This window comes from Mycobacterium sp. MOTT36Y (genome assembly GCF_000262165.1).
In the GTDB taxonomy this organism is placed as follows: domain Bacteria; phylum Actinomycetota; class Actinomycetes; order Mycobacteriales; family Mycobacteriaceae; genus Mycobacterium; species Mycobacterium intracellulare.
In genome coordinates this window covers 57,371-76,140 of record NC_017904.1, presented here as the reverse complement: position 1 = coordinate 76,140, position 18,770 = coordinate 57,371, and the positions used below count along the sequence as shown (strand labels likewise).

The 18,770-nt window shown below is 67.9% G+C and carries 19 protein-coding genes; 10 read left to right on the top strand and 9 right to left on the bottom strand.

Annotation, left to right across the window (positions count from 1 at the left end; all coding sequences use genetic code 11):
- Positions 1-480 precede the first annotated feature (480 nt).
- The 8 genes from rplI to W7S_RS00345 form a co-directional block, all read right to left on the bottom strand.
- On the bottom strand, positions 481-939 hold the full coding sequence (gene rplI / locus W7S_RS00380; protein WP_008262694.1) for a 50S ribosomal protein L9: 459 nt from the start codon (positions 937-939) through the stop codon (positions 481-483).
- A 30-nt stretch (positions 940-969) separates the two neighbouring features.
- The gene (gene rpsR, locus W7S_RS00375; RefSeq protein WP_003874730.1) at positions 970-1,224 is read right to left on the bottom strand and encodes a 30S ribosomal protein S18; all 255 of its coding nucleotides are present in this window, start codon (positions 1,222-1,224) and stop codon (positions 970-972) included.
- Between the two features lie 36 nt (positions 1,225-1,260).
- Complete coding sequence (locus W7S_RS00370) at positions 1,261-1,782, bottom strand: single-stranded DNA-binding protein (protein ID WP_014710765.1); 522 nt, start codon at positions 1,780-1,782, stop codon at positions 1,261-1,263.
- Between the two features lie 117 nt (positions 1,783-1,899).
- Positions 1,900-2,190 (bottom strand): 30S ribosomal protein S6, encoded by a 291-nt coding sequence (gene rpsF, locus W7S_RS00365; RefSeq protein ID WP_007771721.1) that lies wholly within the window; start codon positions 2,188-2,190, stop codon positions 1,900-1,902.
- A gap of 133 nt (positions 2,191-2,323) precedes the next feature.
- On the bottom strand, positions 2,324-2,965 hold the full coding sequence (locus W7S_RS00360; RefSeq protein ID WP_008262689.1) for a DJ-1/PfpI family protein: 642 nt from the start codon (positions 2,963-2,965) through the stop codon (positions 2,324-2,326).
- A gap of 1 nt (position 2,966) precedes the next feature.
- The gene (locus W7S_RS00355) at positions 2,967-4,613 is read right to left on the bottom strand and encodes a glycosyltransferase family 87 protein (protein WP_014710764.1); all 1,647 of its coding nucleotides are present in this window, start codon (positions 4,611-4,613) and stop codon (positions 2,967-2,969) included.
- Positions 4,610-7,207 carry a transglycosylase domain-containing protein gene (locus W7S_RS00350; protein ID WP_148277764.1) on the bottom strand — a complete coding sequence of 866 codons (2,598 nt, stop codon included), beginning with the start codon at positions 7,205-7,207 and terminating at the stop codon, positions 4,610-4,612. The genes W7S_RS00355 and W7S_RS00350 overlap by 4 nt, the downstream gene beginning before the upstream one ends.
- Entirely contained in the window at positions 7,204-7,638 is a 435-nt protein-coding gene (locus W7S_RS00345; protein ID WP_036389608.1) for a DUF5318 family protein, read from the bottom strand. The genes W7S_RS00350 and W7S_RS00345 overlap by 4 nt, the downstream gene beginning before the upstream one ends.
- A 120-nt stretch (positions 7,639-7,758) precedes the next feature.
- Between W7S_RS00345 and W7S_RS00340 the strand changes: the two genes are divergently transcribed.
- The 9 genes from W7S_RS00340 to W7S_RS00300 all read left to right on the top strand — a co-directional run bounded on the left by W7S_RS00340 (position 7,759) and on the right by W7S_RS00300 (position 16,562).
- Entirely contained in the window at positions 7,759-8,637 is an 879-nt protein-coding gene (locus W7S_RS00340; RefSeq protein ID WP_014710762.1) for a DUF1707 domain-containing protein, read from the top strand.
- A 159-nt stretch (positions 8,638-8,796) separates the two neighbouring features.
- Positions 8,797-9,339: a PadR family transcriptional regulator gene (locus W7S_RS00335; protein WP_008262664.1), complete on the top strand. Its 543-nt coding sequence runs from the start codon at positions 8,797-8,799 to the stop codon at positions 9,337-9,339.
- Between the two features lie 56 nt (positions 9,340-9,395).
- Positions 9,396-10,490 carry an inositol-3-phosphate synthase gene (locus W7S_RS00330; protein ID WP_008262662.1) on the top strand — a complete coding sequence of 365 codons (1,095 nt, stop codon included), beginning with the start codon at positions 9,396-9,398 and terminating at the stop codon, positions 10,488-10,490.
- A gap of 214 nt (positions 10,491-10,704) precedes the next feature.
- Positions 10,705-11,832: an LLM class flavin-dependent oxidoreductase gene (locus W7S_RS00325; protein WP_008262659.1), complete on the top strand. Its 1,128-nt coding sequence runs from the start codon at positions 10,705-10,707 to the stop codon at positions 11,830-11,832.
- Complete coding sequence (locus W7S_RS00320) at positions 11,829-12,998, top strand: sulfotransferase (protein ID WP_008262657.1); 1,170 nt, start codon at positions 11,829-11,831, stop codon at positions 12,996-12,998. The genes W7S_RS00325 and W7S_RS00320 overlap by 4 nt, the downstream gene beginning before the upstream one ends.
- Before the next feature lies 1 nt (position 12,999).
- Entirely contained in the window at positions 13,000-13,803 is an 804-nt protein-coding gene (locus W7S_RS00315; protein WP_008262655.1) for a sugar phosphate isomerase/epimerase, read from the top strand.
- A gap of 2 nt (positions 13,804-13,805) precedes the next feature.
- Positions 13,806-15,014 carry a DUF1214 domain-containing protein gene (locus tag W7S_RS00310; protein ID WP_014710761.1) on the top strand — a complete coding sequence of 403 codons (1,209 nt, stop codon included), beginning with the start codon at positions 13,806-13,808 and terminating at the stop codon, positions 15,012-15,014.
- A 15-nt stretch (positions 15,015-15,029) separates the two neighbouring features.
- Complete coding sequence (locus W7S_RS00305) at positions 15,030-15,950, top strand: alpha/beta fold hydrolase (RefSeq protein ID WP_014383591.1); 921 nt, start codon at positions 15,030-15,032, stop codon at positions 15,948-15,950.
- Positions 15,951-15,956: 6 nt separating this feature from the next.
- Positions 15,957-16,562, top strand: coding sequence for a TetR/AcrR family transcriptional regulator (locus tag W7S_RS00300; RefSeq protein WP_009954176.1), 606 nt, complete (start codon positions 15,957-15,959; stop codon positions 16,560-16,562).
- Here the strand turns inward: W7S_RS00300 and W7S_RS00295 are convergent.
- A complete protein-coding gene (locus W7S_RS00295; protein ID WP_014710759.1) occupies positions 16,503-17,516 on the bottom strand; it encodes an NAD-dependent epimerase/dehydratase family protein in 1,014 nt (337 codons plus the stop codon). The genes W7S_RS00300 and W7S_RS00295 overlap by 60 nt on opposite strands.
- A gap of 50 nt (positions 17,517-17,566) precedes the next feature.
- Between W7S_RS00295 and W7S_RS00290 the strand changes: the two genes are divergently transcribed.
- Positions 17,567-18,757, top strand: coding sequence for an NADH:flavin oxidoreductase (locus W7S_RS00290; protein ID WP_014710758.1), 1,191 nt, complete (start codon positions 17,567-17,569; stop codon positions 18,755-18,757).
- Positions 18,758-18,770 lie beyond the last annotated feature (13 nt).

The window sequence follows — 18,770 nt, the reverse complement described above, 5'->3', positions numbered from 1 at the left end:
GACATTGAGGGTAGGTCGAGGTCCTGACACCTCCGCCTCAGAGCGCCTCACGCTCGGCGCCGGGACGACGTTAGACGTTGCTGGCTACTAGGTAAAAGGGGTGCTGTTCATGAAGCTGTGCATCGTGTGTGCATATACATCGACACCTGTGTTGAGCGGGGTGTGGAGAACCTGTGGATTAAAGCAAAGGGCCAGGACATCGGTGCAGATACCGGCCATACAACGCCATGAAAACCATGTGGACAAGAATCTCTACGGCGTGTCGGGCCCGGTTACCGTCCCGGGCGTGTTGGCTTTCCGCCACATTTTCCCAGCGTTACGGGCCGGTAACGCGGGCCGTTCGGCTGGACCCCAGAAATAGTTCGCTAGGGAGCACGTCCGCGACCGCCCGGGGCAAACGGCGGCCGCAAGCACGCAGTGCAACGAAGCCCGGCGGCGGCCGATCAAGGCCACCGCCGGGAATGAGCAAATGTCGGGCGCTTAGCTCTGCGCGACCACTTCGAGCGCGACCTCGACGTCGACCTCGGGGTGCAGGTGCACCGCCACCGGGTGCGTACCGAGGGCTTTGATGTGCGACTTCGGCAGCCGGACGATCCGTTTGTCCAGGTTGGGACCGCCGGCCTTCTTGATCGCGGCGACGACGTCGCCGGCGGTCACCGAGCCGAACAGCTTCCCGGAATCGGCCGCGGTCTTCACCGGCAGCGAGACCGGTCCCAGCGCCTCGATCGCCGTCTTGAGTTCGTTGGCGTGGCCGAGGTCGCGCACCGCCTTGGTTTCGCGGGCCCGGCGGATATCGTCGGCCTGCTTCTGCGCGCCGCGCGAGGCCACGATCGCCAGTCCGCGCGGGAGCAGGTAGTTGCGGCCGTAGCCATCCTTGACCTCGACAGTGTCGCCGACGGTACCGAGGTGGTCGACGTCAGCCGTCAGAATCAGCTTCATCGTTCGTAACTTTCAGTCGGCCTTCGACGCCTACCGCGCCGAGGAGGTGAAGGGCAGCAGCGCCACTTCGCGGGCATTCTTCACCGCGATGGCGATGTCGCGTTGGTGCTGCACACAGTTGCCGGTGACGCGACGCGCACGGATCTTGCCGCGCTCACTGATGTAGGTGCGCAGCAGCGCGGTGTCCTTGTAGTCGATCGCTTGATCCTTCTTGGCGCAGAAGACACACTTCCGCGCCTTGACCGGCTTTTCCGGAGCCGGGCGCCGCTTGTTGGACTTGGCCATGTCTGTCTTTCTTTCCCTTTTCTACTGCTGAAGTTCTTAGAAGGGCGGTTCGTCGTCGCCGCCGCCGAACGAGCCCGATGCCGGCGCGCTGCCCCACGGGTCGTCGGCCGGTGCGCTGGTCGCGGGCGCGGCCTGCTGGCGGGATCCACCGCCGCCACCACCGCCGAAGCCGCCGCCGCCGCCACCGCCACTGCGCGAGGCCTTGTTGACCTTGGCCGTGGCATAGCGCAGCGAGGGGCCGATCTCGTCGACCTCGACCTCGACGACGGTGCGCTTCTCACCTTCGCGGGTCTCGAACGAACGCTGCTTGAGCCGGCCCGTGACGATCACACGGGAGCCGCGGGTGAGGCTTTCGGCGACGTTCTCGGCGGCTTCCCGCCAGATGTTGCATCGCAGGAACAGCGCCTCGCCGTCCTTCCACTCCCCGCTCTGGCGGTCATAGATCCGAGGCGTCGACGCCACTGTGAAATTCGCGACGGCGGCACCCGACGGAGTGAACCGCAGTTCAGGGTCTGCGGTCAGGTTTCCGACGACGGTGATAGTGGTGTCACCAGCCACAGTTTCCTCCTCGTTCCACGCTGTTGCTCGCCGCTCCGGTAGTGGATGTCATGAGCGTGTCCTCGCTGAGCCTACGCAGGTGCACCCCGCCGTGGGTCCACGGCGCGGCCACGATTGTTAGTGCTTGTCGGTGCGCATCACCTTGGTGCGCAATACCGACTCGTTGAGGCTGAGCTGGCGGTCGAGCTCGGACACCGTCGCGGGCTCGGCTTTCAGGTCGACGACAACGTAGATGCCTTCGGCGTGCTTGGCGATCTCGTAGGCCAGCCGGCGCCGGCCCCAGATGTCGACCTTGTCGACGGATCCGCCATCCTTGCGGACGACGTTCAGGAACGTCTCCAAGGACGGGGCAACGGTGCGCTCGTCGAGCGTGGGGTCAAGAATGACCATGATTTCGTATGGACGCATGGAAACCTCACCACCTCCTCTGGTCTCAAGCGGCCACGGTCGATCCGTGGCAGGAGGGTCGCCTGCGTCGGCAACCGCCCCAGGCTACCGGATACCGGGCTGACCAGAAAATCCGCGCGACGGGACAACCCCGCTACCGCCGGGCGGCCATGTATTCCTTGACCCTGGCCAGCGTCGCCGGATCGGCCTTGGCGAGCGCACCGGAATCGAAGGGCGGCTGCGGGTCGTATTCGATGAGCAGCTGGGCGGCCTGCGCCCCCTGGCGGTCGACGAGCAACTCCACCAGCCGCAACGCCATGTCGATGCCGCTGGACACCCCGGCCGCGGTGATGATCCGCTGCGGCAGGTGCTCGACGACCCGCTCGGGCACGTAGCGCGCGCCCAAATTGTTGAGCAGGTCGGCGGCGCCCCAGTGGGTGGTGGCGGTCAACCCCTCGAGCAGTCCGGCCGCAGCCAACAGCAATGAGCCGGTGCAGACCGAGGTGGTGAACCTGGTGTTCGGATGCACCGCCCGCAGCCAGTCCCGGATGGCCTCGTCGTGGATCAGTTGGCGGGTACCGATGCCGCCGGGAAACACCACCACCTCCGGGGCGCTCACCTCATCGAAAGTGGCGTCGCAGGTGACGCCGAGCATTCCGTTGTCGGTCCGCACCTCACCGCGGCGGTGCCCGACGAATGCGACCTCGATCGACGGAATGCGTTGCAGCACCTCGTAGGGCCCCACCGCGTCCAGAGCGGTGAAGCGCGGAAAGATCGGGATGGCGACCTGGGTCATGTCATGGCGCCAGTGCCGGTTGTTCGTCGGCGTCCTCGGGCACGGGGGCGCTCGCGCGGCGTGAGCCCACCGGCCGCAGCCAGTCCGGAAGCCAGCCCGGCGGGGCGTCGGGTGCGCGGTCGAACGGCCCGCCCGCCGGGTCGTCCACCCGTCCGCCCCAGCGCACCAAATCCTCGTCGGGCCGGTAGATCTGGCGGATCACCAGCGCGCACAACGCGATGACCGCGACGTCACGCAACAGCACCGTGGTGGTGAAGAACTGCTCGGGCAGCGAACGATTGGGATTGCCGTACAGGTAATACATCCGCGGCACCCACACCAGCGCGTCGATGGTCATCCACGCCAAGAGCACCCGGCGATGCGGCAGAGCCAGCACCGCCAGCGGCACCAGCCACAGCGAGAACTGCGGACTCCACACCTTGTTGGTCAGCAGGAAAGCAGCCACCACCAAGAACACGACCTGCGCTACCCGCGGTCGCCGCGGAGCGGTCAGGATGATGAATGCGATTGCCGCACAACACGTCACGAACAACACCGCGACGACCGTGTTCAACACCGTCGGCGGTTGCCAGAAACCCAGCCTGGGATCGAAACCCCGCCAGCCGGTGAACGACTTCACGACGTTGTACAACGAGTCCATGTCGTCGCCGCGTCGCGTATTGAGCCGGAAGAACTCCGACCATCCGCGCGGAAAGAACACCAGCACGGGCAGGTTCACCAGCAGCCAGGTCACCACGGCCGCCGCCGCGGTGCGGCCCCACGCCCGCAGCCGCCCGGTCCGGATTCCCAGCAGCAGCATGGGACCCAGGAACACCAACGGGTACAGCTTTGCCGCCGCCCCCAACCCGATCAGCACACCGGCCAGCATCGGCCTGCGCCGCGCCCAGGCCAGCAATCCGGCCATCGCGAAACCCGTTGCCAGCGCGTCGAAGTTCGTGAAGATCTGAAAGATCAGCACCGGCGACGCCGCCACCAGGGCCGCATCCCAGACCCGCCGCCCGGCCAGGCCCGCGGACGCCCAGACGGTGGCCAGCCAGGCCAGCGCGAGTCCGAACGCCGAGACGTTGAAGAACATCACGACCTCGGCGACCACTGGAAGCGGGGCCAGCTTGCTCAGCGCCGTGTAGGTCTTGGCCAGCGCCATCGACACGTACTGGTACATCCCCGTCAGCACGGGATACTCCATGTACCGCACCGCGGGCCGGCCGTCGTAGCGGATCTGCTGGGCGCCGGTGGAGTCGGTCTCGATCCAGCTCGACTTGTACGGAAATTTGCCCTGGCTCAACAGCTCCGCGCCGTAGAGCGGCACCGTGTCGGAATAGCACAGCTCGTAGTAGGCGCGCTGGTTGTCCCAATTGGCCACGCGCTGATCGCCGGTGCCGGTGCCGGTGCTTTGCAGGCAGGCCGCCTTGGTCGACCAGCCGAGCGCCAAGAAGACCAGCCCGATCAGGAACATCACCCGCAGCGGCGTCATCAACCGAGCGCGGCCGATCAGCGCGTGCCGGCCGACGGGACCCCCGACGACATCGGCGAGCGCGGCGCCCAGAAAGTCGGTGCGGCTCGGACAGTCTCGGTTGTCGGCGCTGCGTAGGTCCGCGGCCAACGGCCGCGGTGAAATGGTGGCGCCGTGTTCCGCGTCCCCGGTCACGGCGGCGGGGGCGGCGCTTGGGGCCCACCCGGCGGGACACCGCCGCCCGGCTCCGGAACACCCGGCGGGCCGCCGCCGGGCGGCGGTGGCGCGAGCGTGATCGTCGTGGGCGGTCCGACCGGGATGGTGATGCCCGGCGCCACTTCGATGGTGGGCTGAATGACGGTTTCGGCCGGCGGCTTCGGCGGGGGCGGCGGCGCCGGCACGCCCGCGTAGCCGCCGATCTCGGTCGGTTTGGGGAAGGATTCGTTGGACGTGCCCTTGAGCGCGCCGTCCATGGTGGCCTTCCAGATATCGGATGGCAGCCCCGAGCCGTAAACCGGTGCGCCCGAAGCCGTTACGAGCGGTTCGTCACCTCTGGCGGTGCCCAGCCACACGGCCGTCGACAGCGAGGGCGTGTAGCCGACCATCCAGGCGTCCTTGTCCGAGTTGGTGTCACCCAGCTGCGTGGTGCCGGTCTTGGCCGCCGATGGCCTGCCGCCGGCCAGCGCGTGGCCGCGCGAGTAGCTGGCGATCGGTGCCATGGCGGCGGTGACGTTGTCGGCGACGGCCTTGGGGATGCGCTGCTCGCCGTTGTCCTCGGACTTGCTCGCATCGAACAGCACCTGGCCGTCGGAATTGACCACCTTCTGCACGAAATGCGGCCGGTGATAGACGCCGGAGGCGGCTAGCGTGGCATACGCCGAGGCCATGTCGATCACCCGGGTTTGATACTGGCCCAGCACGATTCCGTTGTTCGGTGGTCCGCCCTTGCCGTCCTCGGACAGGGTGTGGGGGACGCCGGGGAAGCTGGTCGCGACGCCGGCCCGGTGCGCGGCGTCGGCCACGGCCTGCGGTCCGCCCTTGAGCTTGAGCATCAGCCGGTAATACGAGGTGTTCAACGATTGCTTGAGCGCCTGGGCGATGTTGCACGTCCCGCAGCTTTCGCCCTCGACGTTCGTGATCTTGATGCCGTCGACGGTCAACGGCGAACTGTCCACCTGATAACCCAGGCCGATCCCCTGCTCGAGCGCGGCGATCAGGCAGAACACCTTGAACGAGGACCCGGTCTGCAATCCGGCCTGAGCGAAGTCGAAGCCGTTGGCGTCGCTGCCGCCGTAGTAGGCGCGGATCGAGCCGTCGTGCGGATCGACCGACACCACCGCCGTGCGCATGTCGGGGTCTTGGCCGTCGAGGTATTTCGACACGGCCTTCTCGGCGGCCTGCTGGGCCTTGGGGTCGATGGTGGTGGTGACCTGAAGCCCCTGGGTGTTCAGCGTCCGTTCGTCGATGTTGAACAGATCCATCAGTTCTCGGGTCACCTGGCGCTCGATGAGCCCGTTGGGCCCGGTCGTCTGGTTCTGTGCGCGCGCCTGATCGGGCGGCACGGTCTGCGGGAACACCTGCGCGGCACGGTCGTTCGACGACAGCGCCTTGGTCTCCACCATGCCGTCGAGCACCCAGTTCCACCGCGCCAGGGCGCCCTTGGGGTCGACGGCCGGGTCCAGGGTGGAGGGCCGCCGAATGAGGGCCGCCAGCAGTGCCCCCTCCGATACGGTGAGCTGCTCGACCGGCTTGTCGAAGTAGGCCTTCGATGCCGCGGAGATGCCGTACGCGCCGCGCCCGAAGTAGATGATGTTCAGATAGGACTGCAGCACTTCGTCTTTCGACCACTCCCCCGACATCTTGGTGGCGATGACCAATTCCTTGGCCTTGCGCATCAGGCCGCTGATGCCGTGCTGCGCCGACCCGACGAGGGCGTTCTTCACGTATTGCTGGGTGATCGTCGATCCACCCTGCAGGTCGCCGCTGCCGAAGAGGTTGTTGTTCACCGCCCGTGCGAAGCCGCTGAAGTCGAAGCCGGGGTTGGAATAAAAGTTGCGGTCTTCGGCGGCGATCACCGCCTGGCGGACGTGCACGGGCACTTGGTTGAGGTTGACGTCGACCCGATTACCTTCCGGCGGAATGATTTTGGCGATCTCCGAGCCGTCGCTGGCCAGGATGGTCGACACCTGGTTGGTGCGAAGGTCCCCCGGCTTGGGAATGTCGACGATGAAGTACGCCATCGCGAAGGTGACGATCGGTAACAGCACCAGCACGGCCGCACACAGGTAGGCGGCGCGGCGCACCCACAGCCAGTTGATCTGCTGGGTCCAGGCCCAGTCGCGCCACGGCCCGGCCGCCCGCCTGCCCGGCCCGTCGGATCCGCCGGGCCGCCCAGGCCGCGGCGGCGGAGGAGGTCCGCCGGGTGGGCGACCTCCGGAGCCGGCGCGCTGCTGCCGGCCCGACGCCGGGCCGCGGCTGTCCAAGGCGGCCTTGACCTCGTCGATCGCGTCACGGCGCAAGGGCGCCGACGGCGGGCCGGCCAAGGCGGCTTTGACTTCGTCGATCGGGTCGGAGCGCCGCGGCGCCCGGTCGTCTCTGACCGCCGGCAGGATCGTGGTCAGGCGATCGTCGGGCGGCCCCTGCCGGCGGCGGTTGGACGGTCGCGGCGCATTGCGCTGTCCGGGATCCTGCGGACGGTCGTCGTTGTCGCGGTTGCCCACCCGCTCGGCCCCTGGCCCACGTTCGTCACCGGACGACTGGCTGTGCCGTCCTTCGTCATTCGAGCTCATTCAGTGGCCGTGCGGGCGCCGTTGCGCGCCGCCCGCGAGCGCCCGCTGCCCCTGGGAGGAGATGCCGGGCGCGCCGCGCCGAGCACGTATGACTTGACGAGGTGGTTCCAGCTGCACGTGCGGCACACCTCCACCACGTGGACCGCGAACTCCTCGAAGCGGGTGGCCAGCATCACCAACTCCTCGGCGGTCCGCGCCGAGCCCGAGACCGGGCCCAGGTGTTCGCCGAACACCCACGAGACCAGGGTCAGCTGCTCCTTGCGGCAGATCGGGCACATGACCTGGCTCGGTTTCCCGTGAAACTTGGCGGCGCGCAGCAGATACGGGTTCGCGTCACACACCTCGGACACGCCCGTCCGGCCCGAATACACCTGGGCCAGCAGTGAGCGCCGCCGAAGCGCGTAATCCACCACTTGTCGCTGCAGTCGCACGCCCACCAGAGTACGACGCCATCCCGACCAGTGATACGCAACCAAAACTGTGGCGGGCCTGCCGCGGTGCTCGGTGTCGATTTCTGCGCCCAACCCGAGCCGGACTTCTACGATCATCCCGTGGCGAAATGGCTCGGGACACCGCTGGCCGGCGGGTTGACGGCGTCCACCCGCGCCAGGGACAGCGACCGTCAGGACACCTGCACGATCCTCGACAACGCGCTGAGCGACGGCGAGGTCTCCGCCGAGGAGCATCGGGAAAGGGTCAGCGCGGCCACCAAGGCGGTGACGCTGGGCGACCTGCAGGCTCTGGTGCGCGATCTGCAATCCAACACCGGGCGGGAACTGCCCGCCCTCGACTCGCGGCCCCGGCGATCGCGGCTGGGCGGGTGGGCCACACCGGCCGCCGCCTTCGTCGTCTCGGTCCTGCTGGGCATGGGCATCGGATGGGGCCTCTACGGCAACACCCGCTCGCCGCTGGACTTCACCACGGACCCGGGAGCGAAGCCCGACGGCGTCGCCGCCGTGGTCCTGACGCCGCCGACGCAACTGCACTCGGTCGGCGGGCTCACGGGATTGCTCGAGCAGATGCGCAAACGGTTCGGCGACACCATGGGCTACCGCCTGGTGATCTACCCGACGTATGCGGCGTTGGACCGCCCGGACCCCTCCGACGACCGGCGGATCCTCGCCTACACCTACCGGGGCGGTTGGGGCGATCCGACCAGCTCGGCCAAGAGTTCCTCGGACGGTCCGGTGCCGGTCGACCTGAGCAAATTCGACGTCAACGCGGCGGTGGGCATCATGCGCGGCGCCCCGCAGACCCTGCGCATGAAGCCGTCCGACGTGAAATCGACGTACCTGATCGTCGAGCCGGCAAAAGACCCGACCACACCCGGGGCGCTGACGCTGTCGCTCTATGTCTCCAGCGACTACGGCGGCGGCTACATCGCTTTCGGCGGTGACGGCACCGTCAAACAGATGAGTTTGCCCACGTAACGCCCGTCCCCCGGCGTAACTCGACCCCCTCGTGGGCTGTGACGAATTGCAAACCAACACCGAGTGGTGTTGTGGCTAATATATCGGGACGATACGATTGCGCGAGGCGTCGGACCGTCGTAACTAGCCATGCAAACCGTCTTTTGAGGGGGTGAATCGATGCTGGAGCTTGCCATCCTGGGTCTCCTCATCGAGTCGCCCATGCACGGCTACGAGTTGCGCAAACGGCTGACCGGTTTACTCGGCGCGTTCCGGGCGTTTTCGTACGGTTCGCTCTACCCGGCCCTGCGTCGCATGCAGGGCGAAGGGTTGATCGCCGAGGACGCCGCGCCGGCCGGGACGCCTGTCCGGCGGGCCCGGCGCGTTTACCAGTTGACCGACGAGGGCCGTCGGCGTTTCGGTGAGCTGGTGGCCGACACCGGTCCGCACAACTACACCGACGACGGCTTCGGGGTACACCTGGCCTTCTTCAACCGGACTCCGGCAGAGGCGCGGATGCGCATTCTGGAAGGCCGCCGCCGTCAGGTTGAGGAACGGCGGGAGGGCCTGCGTGAAGCCGTGGCGCGGGCCAGTAGCTCGTTCGACCGCTACACCCGCCAGCTTCATCAATTGGGGCTCGAGTCCAGTGAGCGCGAAGTCAAGTGGCTCAACGAGCTCATTGCTGCGGAGCGGGCTATGCCCGGCCTCTCCGAGCAAACATAATCCCCCGCACGAACCCAGCATCCCAGTCAGAGGTCAGAGGTTAGGAGAACGCCCATATGAGTGAGCAGAACGCGCCGCTTGCGTCGACGGAGGTACGAGTCGCCATTGTCGGCGTCGGTAACTGCGCGTCTTCGCTGGTTCAGGGCGTGCAGTACTACTACGACGCCGACGAGAACAGCACCGTGCCCGGCTTGATGCACGTGAAGTTCGGCCAGTACCACGTGCGCGACGTGAAGTTCGTCGCCGCGTTCGACGTGGACGCCAAGAAGGTCGGGTTCGACCTGTCCGAGGCCATCTTCGCCTCGGAGAACAACACCATCAAGATCGCCGACGTGCCCCCCACCAACGTGACGGTGCAGCGCGGCCCGACGCTGGACGGCATCGGCAAGTACTACGCCGACACCATCGAGGTGTCCGACGCCGACCCCGTCGACGTGGTCAAAGCGCTGCGCGAGGCCAACGTCGACGTCCTGGTGTCCTACCTGCCGGTGGGCTCGGAGGAGGCCGACAAGTTCTACGCCCAGTGCGCCATCGACGCCGGCGTGGCGTTCGTCAACGCGCTGCCGGTGTTCATCGCCTCGGACCCGGTGTGGGCCAAGAAGTTCGCCGACGCCGGTGTGCCGATCGTGGGCGACGACATCAAGAGCCAGGTCGGCGCGACCATCACCCACCGCGTGATGGCCAAGCTGTTCGAGGACCGCGGCGTGCAGCTGGACCGCACCATGCAGCTCAACGTCGGCGGCAACATGGACTTCCTCAACATGCTCGAGCGCGAGCGGCTGGAGTCCAAGAAGATCTCCAAGACGCAGGCCGTGACCTCCAACCTGCAGCGCGAGTTCAAGACCAAAGACGTGCACATCGGCCCGTCCGATCACGTCGGCTGGCTCGACGACCGGAAGTGGGCCTACGTCCGGCTCGAGGGCCGCGCCTTCGGTGACGTGCCGCTGAACCTGGAGTACAAGCTCGAGGTCTGGGACTCGCCGAACTCCGCCGGCGTCATCATCGACGCGGTGCGCGCCGCCAAGATCGCCAAGGACCGCGGCATCGGCGGCCCGGTGATACCGGCGTCGGCCTACCTGATGAAGAGCCCGCCGCAGCAGCTGCCCGACGACATCGCGCGCACCCAGCTCGAAGAGTTCATCTCGGGCTAACGCTCCTTCCTTGCTCCGCGAACGTCGAGTTGTTGCGGCGACACGCCGTGCAGGCGCCCAACAACTCGACGTTCGGCCGGGGTTGAGGGCGTACTTCGGCCGGGGGTTGAGGGCGCACTTCGGCCGGGGTTGAGGGCGCACCTCGGCCGGGGTTGAGGGCGCAATAGCCGATTCATCGACACAACGCTGTGCGGGTGCTTAGCATCATCTCTCGATGACCGTTCAACCCGCGGCGTTCCTCCGCACAACGCTGCCCCTCGACCTGTCGCGGCTCGGCGAACTCGACAGCGGCCGCTACCACTCGATTTGGCTGCCCGACCATATGGTCAGCTTCTGGCCCGACTCGATCTGGACTCCCGAGTTCACCGACCTGGCCACCGCGTCCCCATCGCCGCACCGTCACCTCGACGGGCTCGCGGTCGCGGCCGCGGCGGCCGTGCTGACCGAGCGGGTGCCGATCGTGAGCGCCGTGGTCGACACCGTGCGCCGCCATCCCGTGATGCTCGCGCAGACGGCGCTGACCATCGATCACCTCGCCAAGGGGCGCTTCATCCTCGGCCTGGGCAGCGGCGAGAGCGAAAACACGCTGCCCTACGGCTTCGACTTCTCCCGTCCGGTCAGCCGATTCGAGGAGGCATTGACGGTGATCCGGCTGCTCTGGCGCAGCGACGGCCCGGTCGATTTCGACGGCCAGTTCTACTCGCTGCACCACGCCCGACTGGACACTGAACCCTACGAGGGCCGGCCTCCGCAGATCTGGATCGGCGCCAGCGGCCCGCGGATGCTCGACATCGCCGGCAGGCACGCCGACGGGTGGTGGCCGGCGGGCGCCTGGACTCCCGAGCACTACGCCGAGATGCTCTCCGCGGTGAGGACATCAGCGGAACGCTCCGGCCGGGACCCGATGGCGATCACACCGTCGTTCATCCAGGTGTGCCTGATCGGCGAGGACGACGCGGCCCTCGCCGAGATCCTGCAGGCTCCCCTGGTCAAGGCGTTTCTGCTGCAGGTGTCCGCGAAGACGTTGCGCGACTTCGGTTTCGAACACCCCATGGGCGACGGTTGGCGTGGCTTTCAGGACATCGACCCCGCGATCCTCACCCGGGACCGCATCGTCGAGTTCCTGGGCAAGGTGCGGCCCGAGATGGTGCTGTCCGTCGTGCCCCACGGGACACCGAAAGGGGTCGCCACAATCGTCAAGACCTATGTGGACGCCGGCCTGCGCGTACCCAAGATCCTCGACTACGGCGCCATGGCCGGATTGGCCTACGCGCAGACCTCGGCGGCGAACGTCCGTGCCGCCGAGGACGAACTCATGCGGCTCTGCGGAGACCCGTCGTGACAACGCTTTTGGACGCCACGGAGTTGCTCGCCGCCGCCGAGGCCGAAACCGGACTGCACGACTACGGCGACCCGACATTGCCGGAGCGCTTCGCCGTCGCCGTCGACCATCTCAACGGCCTCGGCCTGGACGCCGACGGCAGATTCGAAGCCGCGCAGGTATGTCGATGGCTGCTGACCTCGCGGCTCGAACTCATCGAAGACCGCAACCGATACCCGATCGCCGAGGAAGTGATCGATTCGCCGATGTTCGTCACGGGCGAACCCCGCTCGGGGACAACGCTGATGCACGCCCTGATGTCGGTCGACCCGGACGCTCGGGCGCTACGGTTCTGGGAGGTGATGTATCCGTCCCCGCCGCCGGGACTTGCGGGACCCAGCGACGAGCGCCGGGCACGCGCCGACGCCGACTGGCGCGAGATCAACGCGAAGATGCCCAAATGGCTGCGCAGCCATCCCTACAACGACATGCTGGGCGACGGCCTGCCCGAGGACGAACGCACCTGGGCATTCGACTTCCGCGTCATGACACCCACCGCGTGGTGGCGGGTGCCCATGCAGTCACTGGTCGGCGGCCTGGCCACCGACTCGGCCGCACAGTACCGGCTACACAAGGCCATGCTGCAACAGCTGCAATACCGTAGGCCGCGAAAGTATTGGGTGCTGAAGGGCTTTCACGGATTCCGGCTCAAGGAGCTGTTCGACACCTATCCCGACGCGCGGATGGTCTGGTTGCACCGCGACCCCGTGCAGGTCGCCGCCTCACGCACCATGATGATGGCCGACATCGCCGAAGGCATGGTCGGCACCGTCGACCTGCACGCCTTGGCCAAGATGCATCTGGAGTTGACGCGGGCCGGCGTCGCCAACACCATGAGCAACCCGCTGGTCGATGATCCCCGCATCCTGCACCTCCGCTACGCCGACTTCATCGCCGATCACGTTGGCGCCGTGCGGCGTTACTACACGTTCTGCGGTCGCGAACTGACCGCCGAGGCGGAGGCGGCGATGCGCGCGTACCTGGCCGACAATCGCGGCGACCGCTACGGCAAGTTCCACTACTCCACGCAACTGCTCACCGACATCGGAGAAGACCTCGACGCCCTGCACGCCGAATTCAAGCCCTTCCGCGACCGGTTCGGCGTCGCGATCGAAAACCGGGGCTGACATGACGGGCGCACACCACCGTCTGTCCGTCCACAACGTCACCTTCTACGGCGCTTCGCTGGCCGAGCTGCACGCGCACTGGGCGGCGCTCGGCGTATCCCGGTTGAGCATCCTGGACGGCCAGCTGCTCGACCCGGAGTTGTCAAACCCGGTGCGGCACAACGACTATACCGTGGAGGCGGTGTACCACCTCTTCGCCGAGGGCTGCTTGACCTCCGACGCCCGCGCCGCCCGGGATGCGCTGTCCGCCGTCATCGACGCGGCGGCCGAGGTGGGCGCGCACACGGTCTACATGCTCACCGGCGGACGCGGCGAGCTGACCTGGAACCAGGGCGCCGAGCGCTTCTGCGAGATGGTCGCGCCGTGCGCCGCGCGCGCGAAGGCCGCCGGAGTGGCGCTGGCGATCGAGAACGCGTCCAGCCTGTACGCCGACATCCACCTCGCCCACACCCTGCGGGACACCGTCGCCCTGGCGGAGATGTGCGATTTACAGGTGTGCATCGACGTGTTTCACTGCTGGGCCGAAGGCGATTTCGATGCCCAGGTGCAGCGGGCGCTACCGCGCACGGCGCTCATCCAGCTGAGCGACTACGTGCTCGGCGACCGGGCGCTGCCGAACCGGGCGGTCCCCGGCGACGGCGCCATCCCCATCGAAACGTTCGTGGCCCGGGTGCTCGCCGGCGGTTACAAGCACGGCTTCGACCTGGAGCTCATCGGGCCGCGCATCGACCGCGAGGGCAGGCTCGAATCGTCCCGGCGCGCATGCGATGTCGTCGGCGCGATGCTGGCCAGGCTGGGGGCGTGAGCATGGCCTTCGGTGACGGTCCGGACGACGCGGCCCTGCAGGCGGCGTGGACCGAATTCTGTGAGCGGCTGCGGCGTGCTGGCGAGCGCGTCTTCAAGGACCCCAACCCCACGTCGGGCAGTCATCGCGTCGACGCCTACCGGTTCCTCACCCAAAACCTTGGCCAGGCCTTCGACCTGGCCCTCGAAACTCGCGACACCGGATACCCCGCGCTGCACACCTTCAGCGGCCCCACCCGCAAGCTGGGCGGTGACTGCGCCGACTTCACCTATCAACAGGCCTGGATCGACGGGCACTCGACCTACCGGCTCACCGGCACCCGCGGCACCGCGCGATTCTTCAACGTCACCGTGCAGGGCCGACGCACCCCCGGACCCGGCGTGCTGCACGAACCCTTCGGTGACACACCGGAAGCCAACCTGCTCGGCCATCAGCTCCGCACCGGCGCAGACGGGGCGTTCGAGCTCTACATCGGCGGTCCGGAGCGCGGGCCGAACTGGCTGCCCACCACACCCGACTCACGAAAGCTGTTCATCCGCCAAGGGTTTGACCGCTGGGACGAGCTCCCCGCGCAGCTACGCATCGAGCGTGTCGACATGGCCGGCCCCAAACCGCTGCCCACGCCCGCCGACATGGTCGAGGCGATGCGGTGGGCCGGCGATTTCGTCACCGGCCTGATGTCGGATTGGCCCGAGTTCCCATTCCAATACGGCGGCGTCGACGCCGACCACCCGAACAGGTTTCCCGGCGCCGGGGCGACCGACGCCGACACCAAGCGCGGCCGAGCCGCCACCAACATGTATTGGGAGCTGGCCGCCGACGAGGCGCTGATCGTCGAATTCGACGCCCACGACGGGTTGTGGATGTTCACCAACATGGGCGTCTTCTTCAACAGCATGGACTACCTGTACCGCCCGGTGAGCTACACGCCGAGCCGCACCAAGATCGACCGCGACGGACGCATCCGGCTGGTGATGGCTCACCGTGATCCCGGCGTGCACAACTGGCTCGACACCCAGGGCTTCGAACGCGGCAACCTGACCTATCGGCACATGCTCGAGGGCGAACCCGCCGCGCTGGACACCCGGGTGGTCAAGTATGACGCGCTGCGCGGCGCGCTCCCCGAAGGAACCGCCATGGTGAGCGCCGGAGAACGCGCCGCCCAGATGTGGGAACGCTTCCGCGGCATTCGCCGCCGCTATGTCCTCTAGAGCGGTCTAGGGTCAATGATCGTGACCGACGTATCTGAGGACGAACTGGCGCAGCTACCTGAATTCGCGCTGTTGCATGAAAACGCCGAGCAGGCCGGGGTGTCCGGCCCGCTGCCCGACGTCGAGCGCGTCGAATCGGGCAACGGTGAGGGCAAGATCAGCGCGCTGCGCTGGGGCGGCGCCGCGCCGCGCATCGTGTTCATCCACGGCGGCGGACAGAACGCGCACACCTGGGACACGGTCATCGTCGGCCTCGGTGAGCCCGCGCTGGCGGTCGACCTTCCCGGCCACGGCCACTCCGCCTGGCGCGAGGACGGCGACTATTCGCCGCGGCTCAACGCCGACACCTTGCTGCCGCTCCTGCGCCAGCACGCACCGTCGGCCGACCTCGTCGTGGGCATGTCGCTCGGCGGGCTGACCGCGATCCGGCTGGGCGCGGTGGCACCCGAGCTGGTCAAGGAACTCGTGCTGATCGACGTCACCCCCTCGGCGCTGCAACGCCATTCCGAGATGACCAAGGAGCAGCAGGGCACGGTCGCGCTGATGCACGGCGAACGGGAGTTCCCCAGCTTCCAGGCCATGCTGGACCTGACGATCGCCGCCGCACCGCACCGCGAGGTGAAGGCGCTGCGCCGCGGGGTGTTCCACAACTCCCGCAAGCTCGACAACGGCAGCTGGACGTGGCGCTACGACGCCATCCGCACCTTCCCCGACTTCTCCGGCCTGTGGGACGACGTCGACGCGTTGTCCGCACCCGTGACACTCGTGCGCGGTGGCAGTTCGGGCTTCGTCAGCGACGACGACGCGGCCGAACTCGCCCGTCGCGCAAGGCATTTCCGCGGCGCCCACGTGGTCGAGAACTCGGGGCACTCCGTGCAGAGCGACCAACCCCTCGCGCTGATCGACCTGCTGCGCGGGGTGCTCGACGCACCCTGAGCCGTCATGACCGACCACGACCGCAGCGCCAGGGCCTCCGGGCGGCCGCGTGACACCTCGATCGACGAGCGCGTGCTGTCGGTGACCCGTGACCTGTTGGTCGAGGTCGGGTGGGACGGGTTGAGCATGCGCCTCGTCGCGGTGCGGACCGGCGTCGGGCGATCCAGTCTGAACCGTCGCTGGTCGTCTAAGGCGGAACTGGTGCTGCACGCGATCCTCGGTGAAACCCCTGATCTGGCACCGTTTTCCGGTACCGATCTGACCGGCTGGATCGACTGGGTGGTGCGCGGAAGTCACGAGCTGTTCGCCAGGCCCGACGTGCGGGCCGCGGTTCCGGGTCTGCTGTTGGCCCTCGGCGAAAACGACGACTTACGCCGGGATCTGTGGGCAAGGTTCAGCGGGCCGGCCGTGCAGCTTTTCGCCGACGACGTGCAGGCGACGACGTCCGCCAAGCGCCGCCGAGCCGACGTCGACGCCCGGGCAACCCTGGCGATGGCGGCGGGGGCCGCGCTGTTCGTCACGACGGTCGCCGTCGAGGACGACTCCGAGACCCTACGAAACCGGATCGCGCAGCTGTTGATCACGGCCGTCGCCGCGTCGCACCCGCAATGATTCGACGATCGCGGCTTTCGGGGATCGCCACGCGATTCCGAGGTCGCCCACGGTCTTGCTGTCGTCGGTGGGGGTGGCGGCGGTCAGCAGCAGCGCGGCTTCGTAACTGAGGCCGTCGCCGAGCGCGATGTATCGGCCGGCGACGTCGGCCAGGCGGCCGATGCCGCGCAACGCGCCCGGCGATAGCCGCACGCGCCGCACCCGCCGGCCCAGCCCCTCTTCGAGCGCGTCGATCATCTCGTCGAAGGTGAGCAGCTGCCCCCCGCACACGTAGCGGCGCGGGCCGCGGCCGGCCCGCATGATCCGCGCATGCACGTCGGCGACGTCTCGCACGTCGACCATCTGCATGCCGCCGCGCACCTTCGGTGCCACCGCCCACCGCACGATCGGCGCCCACCCTTGTTCGGTGACGCCGGGGGCGGTGCCGAAGGCCGGTCCCACGACGCTCGAGGGGTACGTCACCACCACGGGCGCGCCGGTCTCCTGGAACCGCCGCGCGACCCGGTCGGCATACCCCTTGGTCTTCGCGTACGCGCTGCGGCCGCGCGCCGTGGGCGAGTCGGGCGAAATGACGCCGTCGGGCGGCGGGAACAGCGCGCTGTAGCTGCTGACCAACACCACCGGGTCGAGCGCGAGGGCGACCGCGCGGGTCAGGATCGCTTCCGTCGCATAGGCATTGACGTCCCACATCAACTGCGCGCGGCGTTCGTCGGTGCCCACGACGCCGGCGGCGTGCAATAGGGCGTCGGCTCCGGCGAGGAGTTCCTCGACGGTCGCGGCGGACCTCACGTCACCGGTCAATACCGTCACGGGACCGAGCGTTCGTAGCCGGTCGAGGACGGCGGTGGGGTCGGTGGGGGCGGCCAACAGCTTCACCTCGTGACCGGCCTGGATCAATGCGCGCACCGTATGCGCGCCGAGATATCCGGTTCCGCCCGTCACGGCTACGCGCATGCGTGGTTCTCCGATCTGTGATCAGCCCGTCGTGCTATATTTCGGTGCCAATGGTATCGAAACTGGCATTCAGCCCGCTGCGGCTGGGTCCCCTCACCCTGAAGAACCGCTTCATCAAGGCGGCGACGTTCGAGGGCGTGATGCCGCGCGGCACCGTCAGCGACGCGCTGATCGACTTCCACACCGAGGTCGCGCGCGGCGGAGCCGCGATGACGACCGTGGCCTACTGCGCGATCTCGCCGGGCGGCCGCGTTCACCGCGACACCGTCGTGCTGGACCGCGACCGCGTGCCCCAGCTGCGCCGGCTGACCGAGGCCGTGCATGCTGCGGGTGCGCTCGTGTGCGCCCAGATCGGCCACGCCGGGCTGGTCGCCAACACGCTGTCGAACCGGACGCCGACCCTGGCGCCGTCCACCCGGGTGAGCGCGCCGGCCATGGGACTGGTTCGCGCGGCCACCGCCGAACAACTCGACGCGGTCGTCGACGGCTTCGGGACAGCGGCCCAAAACGCGGTCGACGCCGGATTCGACGCGCTCGAAATCCACATGGGCCATGGCTATTTGCTCAGTTCGTTCTTCAGCCCGAATCTGAACAGGCGCACCGACCGCTACGGCGGCGACACCGTGCGCCGCGCCGAACTGGCCCGTCGCGTCGCCGAACGGGTCCGGGCCACCGTCGACGACTCCGTTGCCGTCACCGCCAAGTTCAATATGGACGACGGGGTGCGGGGCGGCTTCTGGCTCAACGACAGCATCCCCACGGCGCGGCTGCTGGAGTCCGACGGGCACCTCGACGCGTTGCAGTTGACCGGCGGCAGCTCGCTACTCAACCCGATGTACTACTTCCGCGGCGACGTCCCCATGGACGAATTCATCGCCTCCCAACCCCGCCCGGTCGGCCTGGGTCTGCGCGTGATGGGCCGGCGGCTGTTCCGGGCCTATCCGTTCGAAGAGGCGTTCTTTTCAGCACTCGCGCGCCAGTTCCGCGCGGCGATGTCGATGCCCTTGATCCTTCTCGGCGGCATCAACCGGCTCGACACGGTCGAAGACGCCCTGGCCGAGGGGTTCGAGTTCGTCGCCATGGCCCGCGCACTGCTACGAGATCCCTTCCTGGTCAACCGTTTTCGAGAGGGTTCCGCCACCGAAGGGTTGTGCATCCACTGCATGAAATGCATGCCCACCGTGTACAGCGGAACGCATTGCGTGGTGCGCGAACGGATCGAGGCGGCGCCGGTGGCCTGACGGGGCCTACGGT